Origin of the sequence: Phytohabitans maris, from assembly GCF_031085175.1 — a bacterium.
GTDB classification, from domain to species: Bacteria; Actinomycetota; Actinomycetes; order Mycobacteriales; family Micromonosporaceae; genus Phytohabitans; species Phytohabitans maris.
The window spans coordinates 36,847-52,375 of sequence record NZ_JAVHUY010000030.1 but is presented as its reverse complement, the minus strand read 5'-3'; the positions used below and the strand labels follow the sequence as shown (position 1 = coordinate 52,375).

Sequence of the window (15,529 nt, the reverse complement as noted above, 5' to 3'; positions counted from 1 at the left end):
TGCGAGCCCCGCAGTCGCGAGCGAAAGGTAAGCAATGACCGACGTGGCCAAGAAGGCGGAGACGGTAACGCTCACCATCGACGGCGTCGAGGTGACCGCGCCCAAGGGTGCGCTGCTCATCCGGGTCGCCGAGCAGATGGGCATCGAGATCCCGCGGTTTTGCGACCACCCGCTGCTCGCGCCCGCGGGCGCCTGCCGGCAGTGCCTGGTCGAGGTCGAGGGGCAGCGCAAGCCGGTCGCCTCCTGCACCCAGACCGTCGCCGACGGCATGGTGGTCAAGACGCAGCTCACCTCCCCGGTCGCCAAGAAGGCGCAGGCCGGGATCATGGAGCTGCTCCTGATCAACCACCCGCTCGACTGCCCGATGTGCGACAAGGGCGGCGAGTGCCCGCTGCAAAACCAGGCGATGTCGACCGGCCGCGCCGAGTCCCGGTTTCACGAGCACAAGCGCGAGTACCAGAAGCCGATCAACATCTCCAGCCAGGTGCTGCTGGACCGCGAGCGGTGCGTGCTCTGCCAGCGCTGCACCCGCTTCTCCGAGGAGATCGCGGGCGACAAGTTCATCGACCTGATGGACCGCTCGGCCGGCGAGCAGATCAACGTGTACCGGGACGACTTCTTCGGCGGCGAGGGCACCGGCGACAGTGTGCTCGGCGACGACGCGGGGGACGTCCCGTTCAACTCCTACTTCTCCGGCAACACCGTGCAGATCTGTCCGGTCGGCGCGCTCACCGGCGCCCAGTACCGGTTCCGCGCCCGCCCGTTCGACCTGGTCTCCACGCCCAGCGTCTGCGAGCACTGCGCGGGCGGCTGCGCGGAGCGCACCGACCACCGGCGGGGCAAGGTCCTGCGCCGGCTGGCCGGCGACGACCCGCAGGTCAACGAGGAGTGGAACTGCGACAAGGGGCGCTGGGGCTTCCAGTACGCCACCGCGTTCGACCGCATCACCACCCCGATGGTCCGCGACGCGAAGACCGGCGAGCTGCGCGAGGCGCCGTGGTCCGAGGCGCTCGCCGTCGCGGCCGAGGGGCTGCGCAAGGCGCGGGACGGCGCGCACGGCATCGGCGTGCTGACCGGCGGCCGGCTGACCGTCGAAGACGCGTACGCCTACGCGAAGTTCGCCCGGGTGGCCCTGCGTACCAACGACATCGACTTCCGCGCCCGCCCGCACAGCGTCGAGGAGACCGACTTCCTGGCGTCCACAGTGGTCGGCAGCACCGAGGTGACCTACGCCGACGTCGAAAAGGCGCCGGTCGTCGTCATCGCCGGGCTGGAGCCGGAGGAGGAGAGCCCGATCCTCCTGCTGCGGCTGCGCAAGGCGTACCGGAAGAACCGCACCCGCGTGCTGGCGCTCGCGCCGTTCACGACCCGCGGCTTCGAAAAGATCGGCGCCTCGGTCGCACTCGTCGCCCCCGGCGAGGAGGCCCAGGCGCTGGCCGAAGACGAGTCGATCGAAAAGGCGCTCCGGGCCGAGGGCGCCGTCCTGATCGTCGGCGAGCGGCTCGCGACCGTCCCGGGTGGACTCTCCGCCGCCGCCGCGCTCGCCGAGCGTACCGGCGCCAAGCTGGCCTGGGTGCCGCGGCGCGCGGGCGACCGGGGCGCGGTCGACGCGGGTTGCCTGCCCAACCTGCTGCCCGGCGGGCGGCTGGTGACCGACGCGGCGGCCCGCGCGGAGCTGGCCGGCGCCTGGGACCTGGAGGCCGGGGTCATCCCCAGCCAGGTCGGCAAGGACACCGACGCGATCATCGCGGCGGCCGCGGGCAGCCGGATGGGCGCGCTGGTCGTGGCCGGCGTCGACCCGGCCGACCTGGCCGACCCGCGGCTGGCCGAGCAGGCGCTGGACACCGTGCCGTTCCTGATCAGCCTCGAAGTGCGGCGCAGCGCGGTGAGCCGCCGCGCCGACGTGGTCTTCCCGGTCGCGCCGGTGGTCGAAAAGGCCGGCAGCTTCGTCAACTGGGAGGGACGCCTGCGCACGTTCGAGGCGGTGCTCTCCACCCCGGCGATGAACGACGCGCGGGTGCTCGACGCGCTCGCCGCCCAGCTCGGCGTGACGCTCGGCACCGGCCAGGTCAACCTGATCCGCCGCGAGCTCGGTTCGCTGCCGGCGACCCGTTCGGCGCGGCCGGACGCCCCGGTGACCGCGCCGCGGCCGCAGCCCACGCTCGGCGCGGGCGAGGCGGTGCTGGCGACCTGGCATCACCTGATCGACCTGGGCAGCCTGACCGACGGCGACGAGTACCTGGGCGGCACCGCCCGGCCGCCGGTGGTGCGGCTGGCCAAGGGTGCGGCTGAGGCGCTCGGCGTGGCCGATGGCGACCCGGTCACGGTGGGCACCGACCGCGGCGCGATCACGCTGCCGGTCGCGATCACCGACATGCCGGACGGCGTGGTCTGGCTGCCGACGAACTCACCCGGTTCGACCGTCCGGCGGGCGCTCGGCGCCACGTCCGGCGCGGTGGTACGGCTTTCGAAGGGGACGAGCTGATGTTCCTCGCCCAGGATCCGACACTCCAGGACTTCGGCCACGACACGTGGTGGCTGGTCCTGATCAAGGTCGTCGCCGTCTTCGCGTTCGGCATGGTGTGCACGCTGCTCGGTGTCTGGTTCGAGCGCCGGGTGGTGGCACGCATGGCGGTGCGGCCGGGCCTCAACCAGGCCGGCCCGTTCGGCCTGCTGCAGACGCTCGCCGACGGGCTCAAGGGCGCGTTCAAGGAAGACATCATGCCGCGTACCGCGGACAAGGTGGTCTTCTTCTTCGCGCCCACGGTCGCGGTGATCTGCGCGATGACCTCGATGTCGGTGATCCCGTTCGGGCCGATGGTGAGCATCTTCGGGCACAGGACGCCGCTGCAGGTGACCGACGTACCGGTCGCGGTGCTGCTGATCCTCGCCTGCTCCGGCATGGCGGTGTACGGCATCGTGCTCGGCGGCTGGGCCTCCGGCTCGACGTACCCGCTCCTCGGCGGCCTGCGGTCGAGCGCCCAGATGATCTCGTACGAGGTCTCGATGGGGCTCTCGGTCGTCGCGGTCTTCATGCTCTCCGGCACGATGTCGACCAGCCAGATCGTCGAGGCGCAGGCGAGCGGCAAGGAGTACGAGCTCTTCGGGGCCACGATCAGCGCACCGGGCTGGTACGCGATCCTGCTCGCGCCGAGCTTCATCATCTTCTTCATCGCGATCGTCGGTGAGACCAACCGGGCGCCGTTCGACCTCCCCGAGGCCGAGTCCGAGCTCGTCGCCGGCTACATGACCGAGTACTCGTCGCTGAAGTTCCTGCTCTTCATGCTCTCCGAGTACGTCGCGATGGTGGCGATGTCGGCCGCGACGGCGACGCTCTTCCTCGGCGGCTGGCGGGCGCCGGCGCCGATCACCACGATCTGGGCGGGCGCCAACTCCGGCTGGTGGCCGCTGCTGTGGTTCTTCATCAAGGTCGTGCTGCTGGTCTTCGTCTTCGTGTGGCTGCGGGCGACGCTGCCCCGGCTCCGGTACGACCAGTTCATGCGGCTCGGCTGGCGGGTGCTGCTGCCGATCAACCTGGTCTGGATCCTGTCGCTGGCCGCCCTCCAGGTGTACCGCGACCCGGAGACCGGCGACGGCAAGTACGTGATCCTCGGCGGGTTCCTGGTCGGCATCGTCCTGCTCGCACTGCTCTGGCCGAGCGGCAAGCGGGCACCGGGCAAGCCGCTCGAAGAGCAGATCAAGTCCCGTCCACCCGGGAGCTTCCCGATCCCGCCGATGGACCTCCAGGTGCCGCCGAGCCCCCGCGCCCGCCGCGCGGTGGCCGAGCGCGAGCCGGCGAACGTCGGCGCGGGCTCCGGCGGAGACCGTGCGGATAAGGAGAGTTAGATGAGCGCCATCGGAGCGTTCAAGGGGTTCGGGGTCACCTTCGCGCACATGTTCCGCAAGACGGTGACCACGGCGTACCCGTTCGAGACGCCGGTCGCCGCCCCGCGCTACCACGGGCGGCACATCCTCAACCGGCACCCGGACGGCCTGGAGAAGTGCATCGGCTGCGAGCTGTGCGCGTGGGCGTGTCCCGCTGACGCGATCTACGTCGAGGGCGGCGACAACACCGAGGACCAGCGCTACTCGCCGGGTGAGCGGTACGCGAGCGTGTACCAGATCAACTACGCTCGCTGCATCTTCTGCGGGCTCTGCATCGAGGCCTGCCCGACCCGTTCGCTGACCATGAGCAACGAGTACGAGCTGGCCCGGGACAGCCGCCAGGACCTGATCTTCACCAAGGAGCAGCTGCTCGCGCCGCTGCTGCCGGGGATGGACCAGCCGCCGCACGCGATGTATCTCGGTGACACCGAGAAGGACTACTACGTCGGGGCGCTGACCAACCCGGGCACCTCGGCCGGCGCCGAGCGGGCCCCTTGGTCCGAGCAGCACACCGCGGACGGATCGGGGCAAGCAGGAGGGACCGTCTCATGAGCACTGGTGAGGCAGTCACCTTCTGGATCATGGTCTGGCCGGCCCTCGCCGGCGCGCTCGGCATGGTGCTGTCCCGCAACGCGATCCACTCCGCGCTGTGGCTGGTGCTGACGATGCTCTGCGTCGGCGTGTTCTACGTGCTGCAGTCGGCGCCGTTCATCGGCCTGGCGCAGATCATCGTGTACACCGGCGCGATCATGATGCTCTTCCTCTTCGTGCTGATGCTGGTCGGCCGGGACGCCTCCGACTCGCTGATAGAGACGCTGCGCGGCCAGCGGCTCGCGGCCGTGGTGCTCGGCATCGGCTTCGCCGCGCTGGTCGGCACCGGCGTCTACCGGGCGCTGGACGACCGGACGGCGAACGGCCTCGAGCAGGCGAACGCGAACGGCAACGTCCAGGGCATCGCGTCCCTGCTGTTCACCAAGTACGTCTTCGCGTTCGAGGTCACGTCCGCGCTGCTGATCACGGCGGCGGTGGGTGCGATGGTGCTGGCGCACATCGAGCGGCGCCGCGGCGAAAAGCGCACCCAGCCGGAGATGATGCGGGCGCGGTTCGCCCCCGGCAACTACCCCGGCCCGAAGCCCGGCCCCGGCGTGTACGCCACGTCCGACTCGGTGGCCACCCCCGGCCGCCTGCCGGACGGCACGCTGACCGACCGGAGCATCTCCCAGATCCTCCCCACCCGCGAGCTGACTCCCGCCGAGTCGGCGCCGAAGGGCACCGAAAAATGAACGCAAGCAATCCCGAGTGGTACCTGGTCCTCGCCGCGGTGCTCTTCACCATCGGCGCGGTCGGGGTGCTGATCCGGCGCAACGCGATCGTGCTGTTCATGTGCATCGAGCTGATGCTCAACGCGGCCAACCTCGCGCTGGTGACCTTCAGCCGGATCAACGGCAACCTCGACGGCCAGATCATGGCGTTCTTCGTCATGGTGGTGGCCGCCGCCGAGGTCGTGGTCGGGCTCGCCATCATCATGTCGATCTTCCGGACGAGGCGGTCGGCCAGCGTCGACGACGCCAACCTGTTGAAGTACTGAGGCGGATATGCACGAGACCGTGGAATACGCGGCCGCGGATGGTTTCCTGTCCACCGTCTGGCTGCTGGTCGCCATCCCGCTCGCCAGCGCGGCGATCCTCCTGCTGCTCGGCAAGCGGGCCGACAAGTGGGGGCACTGGCTCGGCGTCGGCAGCATCGCCGTCTCCTTCGTGCTGGGCCTGACCTACTTCTTCCAGCTGCGCGGGTTGGACAACCGGGCCGTCGAGCTGAAGCTCTTCGACTACATCGAGGTCGGCTCGTTCAAGGTGGACTTCGGGCTGCTCTTCGACCCGCTCTCCGCGGTGTTCGTGCTCCTGATCACCGGCGTCGGCTTCCTGATCCACCTGTACGCGGTGGGGTACATGGAGCACGACCCGGGGCGGCGCAAGTTCTTCGGGTACTTCAACCTCTTCGCCGCCGCGATGCTGCTGCTGGTGCTCGGCAACAACTTCGTGATGCTCTACTTCGGCTGGGAGGGCGTGGGTCTCGCGTCGTACCTGCTGATCGCGTTCTGGTACGACCGGCCGTCGGCGGCCACCGCGGGCAAGAAGGCGTTCCTGATGAACCGGGTCGGCGACGCCGGCTTCGCGATCGCCATCTTCCTGATGTTCCAGCAGCTCGGCACCGCCAACTACGCGGACGTCTTCAACGGCGTCGGCTCGCTCTCCTCCGGCCTGGTGCTGATGATGGGGCTGCTGCTCCTGCTCGGCGCGACAGGTAAGTCCGGCCAGTTCCCGCTGCAGGCGTGGTTGCCGGACGCGATGGAGGGCCCGACCCCGGTATCCGCGCTCATCCACGCCGCGACGATGGTCACCGCCGGCGTCTACCTGATCGCCCGCTCCAACCCGATCTTCACGGCGAACGAGACGCTGCAGACGGTCGTGGTCAGCGTCGGCGCGCTCACGCTGCTGATCGGCTGCGTCATCGGCTGCGCCAAGGACGACATCAAGCGGGTACTGGCCTGGTCGACCGTCTCCCAGATTGGCTACATGTTCCTCGGCGTCGGCCTCGGCGGCGGGGCGTACGCGCTGGCGATCATCCACCTGCTCGCGCACGGCTTCTTCAAGGCCGGCCTCTTCCTCGGCGCCGGCTCGGTCATGCACGGGATGAACGACCAGACCGATATCCGGCGCTTCGGCGGCCTGTGGCGGTACATGAAGATCACCTGGGCCACGTTCGGCTTGGCCTGGCTCGCGATCATCGGCATCCCGCCGCTGTCCGGCTATTTCACCAAAGAGCCGATCATCGCCGCGGCGTTCGAGCGGGAGGGCTGGACCGCCTGGCTCTTCGGCATGGCCGCGCTGCTCGGCGCCGCGATCACCGCGTTCTACATGACCCGGCTCTTCGTGCTGACCTTCCACGGGCCCAAGCGGTGGACCGAGGAGATCGATCACCCGCACGAGTCGCCACCGGTGATGACGATCCCGCTTGTCCTGCTGGCGGTCGGCTCGGTCGCGGCCGGCTGGCTCATGTCGACGAGCGTGGTCGACTGGCTGACGCCCGTGCTCGGCGAGCACGAGGAGGGGCACGCGGTCATGTCGCACGGGCTGATCACCGCACTCTCCATTGTGGTCACCGTGCTCGGCGCAGGCCTGGCGTACGCACTGTTCCGCACGGGTACGGCGCTGCAGGAGCAACCGGCCGGCCCGATCGTGATGGCGGCGCGGCGCAACCTCTACGCGGACGCCTTCAACGAGGCGGTCTTCGAAAAGCCCGGCATCTTCCTCACCCGGGCACTTGTCTTCCTCGACAACCGCGGCATCGACGGGCTCGTCAACGGGCTCGCCGCCGCGGTCGGGGGCGGGTCGGGCCGGCTGCGCCGGCTGCAGACCGGTTTCGTGCGGTCGTACGCGATGTCCATGCTCACCGGTGCGCTGCTGGTCGTGGCCGCGTTCCTCGCTCTCCAGCTGGGATGGTTGGCGTGAGTGACTTTCCGTTCCTGTCCATCCTGACCGGAGCGCCGCTGGTCGGTGCGCTGGTGGTGGCGTTCCTGCCACGCGCCAAGCCGGAGCTTGCCAAGCGGGTCGCGCTGATCTGGTCGGTCGCGGTCGCGGTGCTCGCCGTGGTGATGTGGTTCGCGTACGACGCCGGCGGCGACCGCTTCCAGTTCCGCGAGTCGTACACCTGGATCCCGGCCTGGGACGCCCGCTTCACGTTCGCGGTCGACGGCATCGCGCTGGTGATGCTGCTGCTGATCGCGGTGCTCGTACCACTGGTGATCCTGGCGTCCTGGCACGACGCCGACACCTCCAAGCGGAGCGTGCCGGTCTACTTCGCGCTGCTGCTCGCCCTGGAGAGCACGATGATCGGCGTCTTCGCGGCCGCCGACGTCTTCCTGTTCTACGTGTTCTTCGAGGTCATGCTGGTGCCGATGTACTTCCTCATCGGCTCGTACGGCGGCCACCAGCGCCAGTACGCGGCGGTGAAGTTCTTCCTCTACTCGCTGGTCGGCGGCCTCTTCATGCTGGCCGCGGTGATCGGGCTCTGGGCGCTGGGCGGAAAGACGTTCGACTGGCAGGACCTGCTCTCGGCCGACTTCACCACGAACACCGAGCGGTGGCTGTTCCTCGGCTTCTTCGTGGCGTTCGCGATCAAGGCGCCGTTCTTCCCGTTCCACACCTGGCTGCCGGACGCCGGTGGCGCGGCGCCGGCCGGCTCGGCCGCGCTGCTCGTCGGCGTGCTCGACAAGGTGGGCACGTTCGGCATCCTGCGGTACTGCCTGCCGCTCTTCCCGGAGGCGTCCCGCTGGTTCGCGCCGTACGCGCTGGCGATCGCACTGATCGGCATCATCTACGCGGCACTGCTGGCGGTCGGCCAGAACGACCTCAAACGGCTGGTCTCGTACACGTCGATCGCGCACTTCGGCTTCATCGGTATCGGCATCTTCGCGTTCACCACGCAGGCCGGCACCGGTGCGGTGCTCTACATGGTCAACCACGGCCTCGCCACCGGCCTGCTCTTCCTCGTGGTCGGCATGTTCGTGGCCCGCCGCGGCTCGGCCCTGGTGAGCGACTTCGGCGGCGCCGGCAAGCTCGTACCGCTGATGGCCGGCGTGCTCTTCTTCGCCGGTCTCGCCTCGCTCGCGCTGCCCGGTACGGCGCCGTTCGTATCCGAGTTCCTGGTGCTGCTGGGCACGTTCACGGTCAACAAGACGGTCGCGGTGATCGCCACCGCCGGCATCATCCTGGCCGCCGCGTACGTGCTGTGGATGGTGCAGCGCACCACGCAGGGCACGCTCAACCCGGCACTGGCCACAGTGGACGGGATGCGGCGCGACATGACCATTCGGGAGAAGGTCGTGGTCGCCCCGCTGATCCTGCTCCTGCTGCTGCTCGGCTTCTATCCGAAGCCGGTCACCGACGTCATCAACCCCGCCGTCCAGGCGACCATGCAGGACGTCGGCAAGACCGATCCCGCGCCCGCCGTTCAGGAGGCATCGCGCTGATGCAAGATCTCCAGCTCCCGCCGATCGACTACGGCGCCGTCGCGCCGATGCTGATCCTGTTCGGCGTCGCCTGCGTGGGCGTGTTCTTCGAGGCGGTACTGCCCCGCTCGGCTCGCCGCTCGACCCAGCTCGTACTGGCGCTGCTCGGCCTCGTCGCCGCGTTCGTCGTCATCGTGGTGGAGTCGGACACCCGCATCCTCACCGCCGGCGGCGCGGTGGCCATCGACGGGCCGACGCTCTTCCTGCAGGGCGCGATCATCCTGCTCGGGCTGATGGCGCTGCTGCTGGTCGGCGACCGTTCGCTGGAGGCGGGCGGCGCGTTCGTGGCGCAGGCGGCGATCACCGTCGGCTCGGACGCCGACCGCCGCCAGGCCAGCCGCTCGCAGGGCGCTACCGAGATCTACCCGCTGGCCGTCTTCGCGATCGCCGGCATGCTGCTCTTCGTCGCCGCGAACGACCTGCTGACCATGTTCGTGGCGCTGGAGGTCTTCTCGCTGCCGCTGTACCTGCTGTGCGCGCTGGCCCGCCGGCGGCGCCTGCTCAGCCAGGAGGCGGCGCTGAAGTACTTCCTGCTCGGCGCGTACGCCTCGGCGTTCTTCCTGTTCGGCGTCGCCCTGGTGTACGGCTTCGCCGGCAGTGTCCAGTTCGGCTCGATCCACGACGCGGTGCGCGAGTCCACGCAGAGCACGGTCCTGCTGTACGGCGGCATCGCGCTGATCGCGATCGGCCTGCTCTTCAAGGCGGCCGCCGCGCCGTTCCACGTCTGGACGCCGGACGTCTACCAGGGCGCCCCGACGCCGATCACCGGCCTGATGGCGGCCTGCACCAAGGTCGCCGCGTTCGGCGCGCTGCTCCGCGTGCTCTACGTCGCCTTCGACGGCGCCGCGTGGGACTACACGCCGGTGCTCGGCGCGATCGCGGTGCTCACCATGCTGGTCGGCGCGGTCCTGGCGGTGACGCAGACCGACATCAAGCGGCTGCTCGCGTACTCGTCGATCGCCAACGCCGGCTACCTGCTGGTGGGCGTGCTGGCGCTCTCCAAGGACGGCCTGTCCAGCACGATGTTCTACCTCGTCGCGTACGGCTTCACCGTGATCGCCGCGTTCGCCGTGGTCACTCTGGTGCGGGACGCCGACGGGGAGGCCACCCATCTGTCCCGCTGGGCCGGGCTGGGCCGCCGCTCGCCGCTCTTCGCCGGCGTATTCACGTTCATCCTCCTGGCGTTCGCGGGCATCCCGCTGACCAGCGGCTTCATCGCGAAGTTCGCGGTCTTCGGGGCGGCCCTCGACTCCGGCGAGGCGTGGCTGGTGATCTTCGGAGTGATCACGAGCATGCTGCTGGCGTTCCCGTACCTGCGCGTGGTGGTCATGATGTGGCTCTCCGAGCCGGGTGAGAGCACCCCCACGGTGTCGATCCCGGGTGGCCTCACCGCGGCCGCTCTCATGATCGGCGTCGTGGCCACGCTCGTGCTGGGCGTCGCCCCGGCCCCGCTGCTCGACCTGACCGCGAACGCGGCCGAGTTCGTCCGGTAGGTACCCGCCTCCACGCGGTGACCGCTGTGTGAGGAAGGTCCTGTAGCGCTCCCTGCCACACCGCCTCTCAGGGTGGTGTGGCATCGTGGGGTGCGTGGGCGGGGCGCAGGCTACGGGCGGATTGACGTCGATCGGGCTCGATTTCATCGAGCCCGCTCTCGAGGCTTCGGTGCGGCAGACGCTGGCCGACATCGAAGAGGAGCTCAGGGTCGCCGTCAAGAGCGCGGATCCCTTCGTGACCGAGGCGGCGCGCCATCTCGTCGATGCCGGTGGCAAGCGGTTTCGCCCGCTGCTCGTGGCGCTCGGCGCCCACTTCGGCGACCCGCGTTCGCCACTCGCCGTGCAGGCCGCGCTGGTGGTGGAGCTCACCCACCTGGCCACGCTCTACCACGACGACGTGATGGACGAGGCGCCCGTGCGGCGCGGCGCCCCCAGCGCCAACTCCCGCTGGACCAACTCGGTGGCCATCCTGGTCGGTGACTACCTCTTCGCCCGCGCCGCCGACGTCGCCGCCGGGCTGGGGCCGGAGGCGGTCCGGCTGCAGGCCCGCACGTTCGCCCGGCTGGTGCACGGCCAGATCGCCGAGACGGTCGGCCCCCGCGACCAGGACCCGGTCGCCCACTACCTCCAGGTCATCGCGGAGAAGACCGGATCCTTGATCGCGACGTCCGCGCGCTTCGGCGGCATGTTCGGCGGCGCGACGCCCGAGCACACCGAGGCCCTCGCCGGGTACGGGGAGACGATCGGCGTCGCCTTCCAGCTCTCCGACGACCTGCTCGATATCGCGTCCGACTCCACCCAGTCCGGCAAGACGCCCGGCACCGACCTGCGCGAGGGCGTGCCGACGCTCCCGGTGCTCTACGCGCTGGCTTCCGACGACGCCGACGCCGCGTCGACCCGCCTCCGGGAGATCCTCTCCGCCGGCCCGGTCACCGACGACGTGCTGCATGCCGAGGCGCTGGGACTGCTGCGCGAGTCGCCGGCGCTGAAGCGGGCCCGGGAGACCGTCCGGACGTACGCGGAGGACGCCCGCTCCCGGCTCGCCCCGCTCCCGGACGGCTCGCCGAAGCGGGCGCTGGAGTCGCTCTGCGACTTCATCGCCGACCGCACCAACTGACGCCGACCTGCCCCCACTGTCGCGATCTCGGCCTGCCGTGGCGCTTTTCTTCGCGCGTGGCGCAGATCACTTTCGGTTGTCACTCAACGACGCATGCATCTTCTCTGATGGATGGCGGTCGCGTCGAAACCTGCCGTCTAGCGCATCGCTACGATGGGTGTCCGTTCCCGCCGATCGTCGTCGTGCCGCCGGATCGATCATCGGTTGGGCCGGCTCTGGGCTGGAAAATGACATGCGCCAGAACGGGCGGCCGTCGAACGTGGACGTGAAGAAAATTCCATCTGCAGAAGATGAAGATCGAATGTGGACATAAGCTCTCGAAAAACGGGGTAAACCAACGCAACGTGGCGCCCCGCCCACCGAGGGTCGCCGTATATCCGATGGCTTCGATCCGAACGGGCATTTCGCTCTCGGGCGGTTTTTCATATGGTGTAAGTCCCCGGCCGGCGGAGGTGGTTGTGCGCGACCCCTTGGCGGAACCTTCGGATCTGATCCGTAGCGTCTCGCGTGCGCTGCGTGTCCTGGAGGCGGTCGGCAGGGCACCCCGGGGCCTGACGGTGAAGCAGATCGCGCGCCGGTGCGAGCTTACGGTCGCCACCACCTACCACCTCGTGCGCACGCTGGCGTACGAGGGCTATGTGATCCGGCGCGAGGACGGTACGTACATCGTGGGTCTGGAGGTGGCCGACCGCTACCGCGAGCTCGTGGCGGCGTTCCGCGGGCCGGCGTCGGTCGGCGAGTCCCTGCGGCGGGCCGCGATGGAGACGGGCTACAGCCACTACGTGGGCCGGTTCGTGGGCGGCCGGGTGGCGATCACCGCGTCGGCGGAGGGGCCCCGCTCGCCGTACCTGGAGGATCTGGTCCCCGGTTTCGACGAGGGCGCGCACGCGACGGCGCTGGGAAAGGCCCTCTTGTCCACGCTGACGCCCGATCAGCGCTTCCGGTACCTCAAGGAGTGGGGCATGCGGTCGTTCACCGCTCAGACCCTCAGCACGCCGGAGGCCTTCGAAGCCGACCTTGCCGCGGGCGACCGGCGGGGGATGCAGCTGGAGATGGGGCAGTACCGGCAGGGCGTCGGCTGCGCGGCCGTGCTCGTCAGCTCCGACAAGGACATGGAGCGGCGCGTGGTGCTCGCGTGCGCGATGCCGGCGGCCGAGCTGATGACCACCGCCCGGGTGGTCCGCAACCGCCTGGCCGCGGTCGCCAAGGAGCTTTCCGACGCGATGGCCGCCGACGCGTAGCGGCGCGAGTTCCAATTCGGGCTACCGCGACGTGCGTCGTGGTCCGGACCGTCGCTCCCGCGGCCTCACCCTTCGCGGTTCACAACCTCACCCGGCCCGCAGGGCCGGGACGATGATCCGCCTTTCGCTCGAACCAGGTCTGGCGCCGCCGCGCCGGCCCGCTGCTCGGTGGGGGTGGCTGGTGTCGGGGTTGGTAGATCGTGGTATTTCGCTGCCCCCAGAGGGGCACCAGACGACCACGATCACAAGGCTGATCGGCCGGTCTGGCATCGATCGAGGAATCCGCGGCGACATTGTGGACGAGGGTCCGCCGGGAAGTCCGGGCATCGCGGGCAAGCGCGGTGCGGGTAGGGGCCGGGCCGGGGTGGGGGTGTGCCACCGCGCGGGGTGAGGCCGCGGGAACGCACCCCAAGAAAACGCTCCGCTGCGCTCCACGTTTCCCCGGGGACCCCGCGCAGCGGCCTGGACCACGACGGACGTCGCGGTAGCCCAAAGTCTCTGTGATCGTGACGAGGTCGCGGACGACGATGTCTGGACATGCGAAGGGGCGCCCTCCGCCGACACACGGAGAGCGCCCCCTGTAAAGGCACCTGTCAGCTGCCGACGGCCTTGCCGTCGAGCCGCCAGGTGACGACCACGCCCGGCTTGGCGTAGTCGCCGTCAGGCCACGTGGAGGCCGGCGCCTCGATCGACGCACCGGTGATCTCGCCGGGGTGCTGCACCGCGACGAAGACCGACTTGTTGTCGGTGGTGATGAACGGGCCGCAGGTCTCGGCGCCGAACGGCACCGTGAGGAACTGCTTCAGGTGACCCCGCTCCGGCCCCTCGACCGGCGTGGCGAAGAGGCCGTCGTTGGTGCCCAGCGCGTTGCCGTCCGTGGAGATCCACAGGTTGCCGGCGCCGTCGAAGGCGACGTTGTCCGGGCAGGAGATCGGCGAGACCTTGGTCTTGTCGTACCCGGCGAAGTAGGTGGCCGGGTCCGCGGGGTCGCCGCAGACGATCGGCACCGACCAGGTGAAGGTCTCGCTGGTGTGGTCGCCCCGGTCCTCGGTCAGTTCGAGGACGTGCCCGTGGCGGTTGGCGGTACGCGGGTTGGCCTCGTCCGCCTTGGGGTTGGAGCCGGTGCCCCGGTTGGTGTTGTTGGTCAGCGCCACGTAGATCTTGCCGTTGACCGGGTTGGGCTCGACGTCCTCGGGACGGTCCATCTTGGTCGCACCGACCGCGTCGCCGGCGAGGCGGGTGAACGTGAGCACCTCGGCGGCCGACATCCCGGGCACGAACGACTTGTCGCCGTGCACCAGCGGGATCCACCGGCCGGTGCCGTTGAAGGCGCCGTCCGAGGGGAGCTTGCCGGAGCCGTCGATCTCGCTCGCGCTGGTGTAGTCGAGCTTCGCCACGTACAGCGTGCCGGACTCCAGCAGCGTCAGGTTGTGCTCGCGGGCCTGCCACGAGTTGCCCGGCTTGAACTTCTTGTCGGTCACGAACTTGTACAGGTAGTCGAAGCGCTCGTCGTCGCCCATGTACGCCGCGACGTTCCCGCTCCGGGCCACGATGACGTTGGCGCCCTCGTGCTTGAACCGGCCCATCGCGGTGTGCTTGCGCGGCTTGGCGTCCGGGTCGAACGGGTCGAGCTCGACGATCCAGCCGAAGCGGTTGGCCTCGTTGGGGTGCTTGGCGAGGTCGAAGCGCTCGTCGGCCCGGTCCCACTTGCGGCTGTCGGCCGGGTAGCGGGCGGTGGTGCTGATGCCGTAGCGGGCCAGCTTCGGCTTGTCGGCCTCGGGCACGCCGTCGCCGCCGACGAAGTACTGGTTGAAGTTCTCCTCGCCGCTCAGGATCGTGCCCCACGGCGTCACGCCGCCGGCGCAGTTGTTGAGCGTGCCGATGACGACCTTGCCGCGCGGGTCGGCGGCGGTCTTCAGGAACGCCGAGCCGGCGGCCGGACCGGTGAAGTCGAAGCGCGTGGCGAGTGCGGTGATCCGCCGGTTGTACTTGCGGGCGCCGCGGGTGACCGGCTTCCACTCGCCGGTCTCGCCGACCCGCTCCAGCTCCACCACGGAGAGGCCGTGGGCCGCGATGGCCACCCGGATCTGCTCCACCGTCAGCGCGTCCAGGCTCGTGAAGCCCGGGAACATCAGGTTTTCGTTGGTGTACTCGTGGTTGACCACCAGCAGCGCGCGGTCTTCCTTCTTGTCGAGCGGCAGGACCGCGACGAAGTCGTTGTTGTAGCCGAACTGCCTCGACTGCGCGTACGCCGACTGGTGGTCCAGCCGGAACGCCGGCGCGTCCCGGTCCACCGGGTCGCCCCAGTGGATGACCACCGAGTGGTCGTACCCGTTCGGCACGACGAGGTTGTCGAGCCGGTTCGGGGGGATCGTGCTGAACGTGAGCGCCTTCGCCGCGCCGCCGTGGCGGGTCGTGGCGGCGTCCACGTCCGGTGCCGCACCGCTGCCACCCGGCGCGGCCAGCGCCGGTGCCGCGGAGGCCGCCCCGGCACCCGCGAAGCCGAGTACGAGGGCGCCGACGGCACCGGCGCGCACCACGCCTCGACGGGACACCTCGGCCTGGACGACGTCGCCGAAGTACGGGTTGTCCGACTCGTTCGGCACGGGGTGGTCACACGCGTTACCGCAGCGGTACATGCAGGTCATCGCGCTGCGTCCGGTGTGGCTCTGGCCAAGGATCGGAAGCAATCGCGGTCGCTCGCTCATGAAGAAGAGCCTCC

Annotated in this window: 11 protein-coding genes; 10 read left to right on the top strand and 1 reads right to left on the bottom strand. The window is 69.8% G+C overall.

The features are described from left to right. The first annotated feature begins 34 nt into the window (after positions 1–34). The 10 genes from RB614_RS28120 (at position 35) to RB614_RS28075 (ending at position 12,807) form a co-directional block, all read left to right on the top strand. Positions 35–2,485 carry an NADH-quinone oxidoreductase subunit G gene (locus RB614_RS28120; protein WP_308715664.1) on the top strand — a complete coding sequence of 817 codons (2,451 nt, stop codon included), beginning with the start codon at positions 35–37 and terminating at the stop codon, positions 2,483–2,485. Then, entirely contained in the window at positions 2,482–3,846 is a 1,365-nt protein-coding gene (nuoH, locus tag RB614_RS28115) for an NADH-quinone oxidoreductase subunit NuoH (RefSeq protein ID WP_308715737.1), read from the top strand. The genes RB614_RS28120 and nuoH overlap by 4 nt, the downstream gene beginning before the upstream one ends. Beyond that, entirely contained in the window at positions 3,847–4,437 is a 591-nt protein-coding gene (gene nuoI / locus RB614_RS28110) for an NADH-quinone oxidoreductase subunit NuoI (RefSeq protein WP_308715663.1), read from the top strand. Continuing rightward, positions 4,434–5,168 (top strand): NADH-quinone oxidoreductase subunit J, encoded by a 735-nt coding sequence (locus RB614_RS28105; protein ID WP_308715662.1) that lies wholly within the window; start codon positions 4,434–4,436, stop codon positions 5,166–5,168. Before nuoI ends, RB614_RS28105 begins: the two co-directional genes overlap by 4 nt. Continuing rightward, complete coding sequence (gene nuoK / locus RB614_RS28100) at positions 5,165–5,473, top strand: NADH-quinone oxidoreductase subunit NuoK (RefSeq protein WP_308715661.1); 309 nt, start codon at positions 5,165–5,167, stop codon at positions 5,471–5,473. The genes RB614_RS28105 and nuoK overlap by 4 nt, the downstream gene beginning before the upstream one ends. A 7-nt stretch (positions 5,474–5,480) precedes the next feature. Beyond that, positions 5,481–7,397, top strand: a complete 1,917-nt coding sequence (gene nuoL / locus RB614_RS28095; protein WP_308715660.1) for an NADH-quinone oxidoreductase subunit L — start codon at positions 5,481–5,483, stop codon at positions 7,395–7,397. Then, positions 7,394–8,917, top strand: coding sequence for an NADH-quinone oxidoreductase subunit M (locus RB614_RS28090; RefSeq protein WP_308715659.1), 1,524 nt, complete (start codon positions 7,394–7,396; stop codon positions 8,915–8,917). Before nuoL ends, RB614_RS28090 begins: the two co-directional genes overlap by 4 nt. Then, positions 8,917–10,449 (top strand): NADH-quinone oxidoreductase subunit NuoN, encoded by a 1,533-nt coding sequence (gene nuoN / locus RB614_RS28085; RefSeq protein WP_308715658.1) that lies wholly within the window; start codon positions 8,917–8,919, stop codon positions 10,447–10,449. Before RB614_RS28090 ends, nuoN begins: the two co-directional genes overlap by 1 nt. Positions 10,450–10,570: 121 nt before the next feature. Next, the gene (locus RB614_RS28080) at positions 10,571–11,566 is read left to right on the top strand and encodes a polyprenyl synthetase family protein (RefSeq protein WP_428983121.1); all 996 of its coding nucleotides are present in this window, start codon (positions 10,571–10,573) and stop codon (positions 11,564–11,566) included. A gap of 458 nt (positions 11,567–12,024) precedes the next feature. After that, the gene (locus RB614_RS28075; RefSeq protein WP_308715656.1) at positions 12,025–12,807 is read left to right on the top strand and encodes an IclR family transcriptional regulator; all 783 of its coding nucleotides are present in this window, start codon (positions 12,025–12,027) and stop codon (positions 12,805–12,807) included. Between the two features lie 593 nt (positions 12,808–13,400). On the opposite strand, the gene RB614_RS28070 is transcribed toward RB614_RS28075, so the two are convergent. Next, a complete protein-coding gene (locus RB614_RS28070; RefSeq protein WP_308715655.1) occupies positions 13,401–15,515 on the bottom strand; it encodes a PhoX family protein in 2,115 nt (704 codons plus the stop codon). Between the last annotated feature and the right edge of the window lie 14 nt (positions 15,516–15,529).

What these genes read in the sequence shown, in the direction of transcription:
- RB614_RS28120 (WP_308715664.1), top strand. Translation starts at nt 35, where the DNA reads ATGACCGACGTGGCCAAGAAGGCGGAGACGGTAACGCTCACCATCGAC.
- nuoI (WP_308715663.1), top strand. Translation starts at nt 3,847, where the DNA reads ATGAGCGCCATCGGAGCGTTCAAGGGGTTCGGGGTCACCTTCGCGCAC.
- RB614_RS28105 (WP_308715662.1), top strand. Translation starts at nt 4,434, where the DNA reads ATGAGCACTGGTGAGGCAGTCACCTTCTGGATCATGGTCTGGCCGGCC.
- nuoK (WP_308715661.1), top strand. Translation starts at nt 5,165, where the DNA reads ATGAACGCAAGCAATCCCGAGTGGTACCTGGTCCTCGCCGCGGTGCTC.
- nuoL (WP_308715660.1), top strand. Translation starts at nt 5,481, where the DNA reads ATGCACGAGACCGTGGAATACGCGGCCGCGGATGGTTTCCTGTCCACC.
- nuoN (WP_308715658.1), top strand. Translation starts at nt 8,917, where the DNA reads ATGCAAGATCTCCAGCTCCCGCCGATCGACTACGGCGCCGTCGCGCCG.
- RB614_RS28070 (WP_308715655.1), bottom strand. Translation starts at nt 15,515, where the DNA reads ATGAGCGAGCGACCGCGATTGCTTCCGATCCTTGGCCAGAGCCACACC.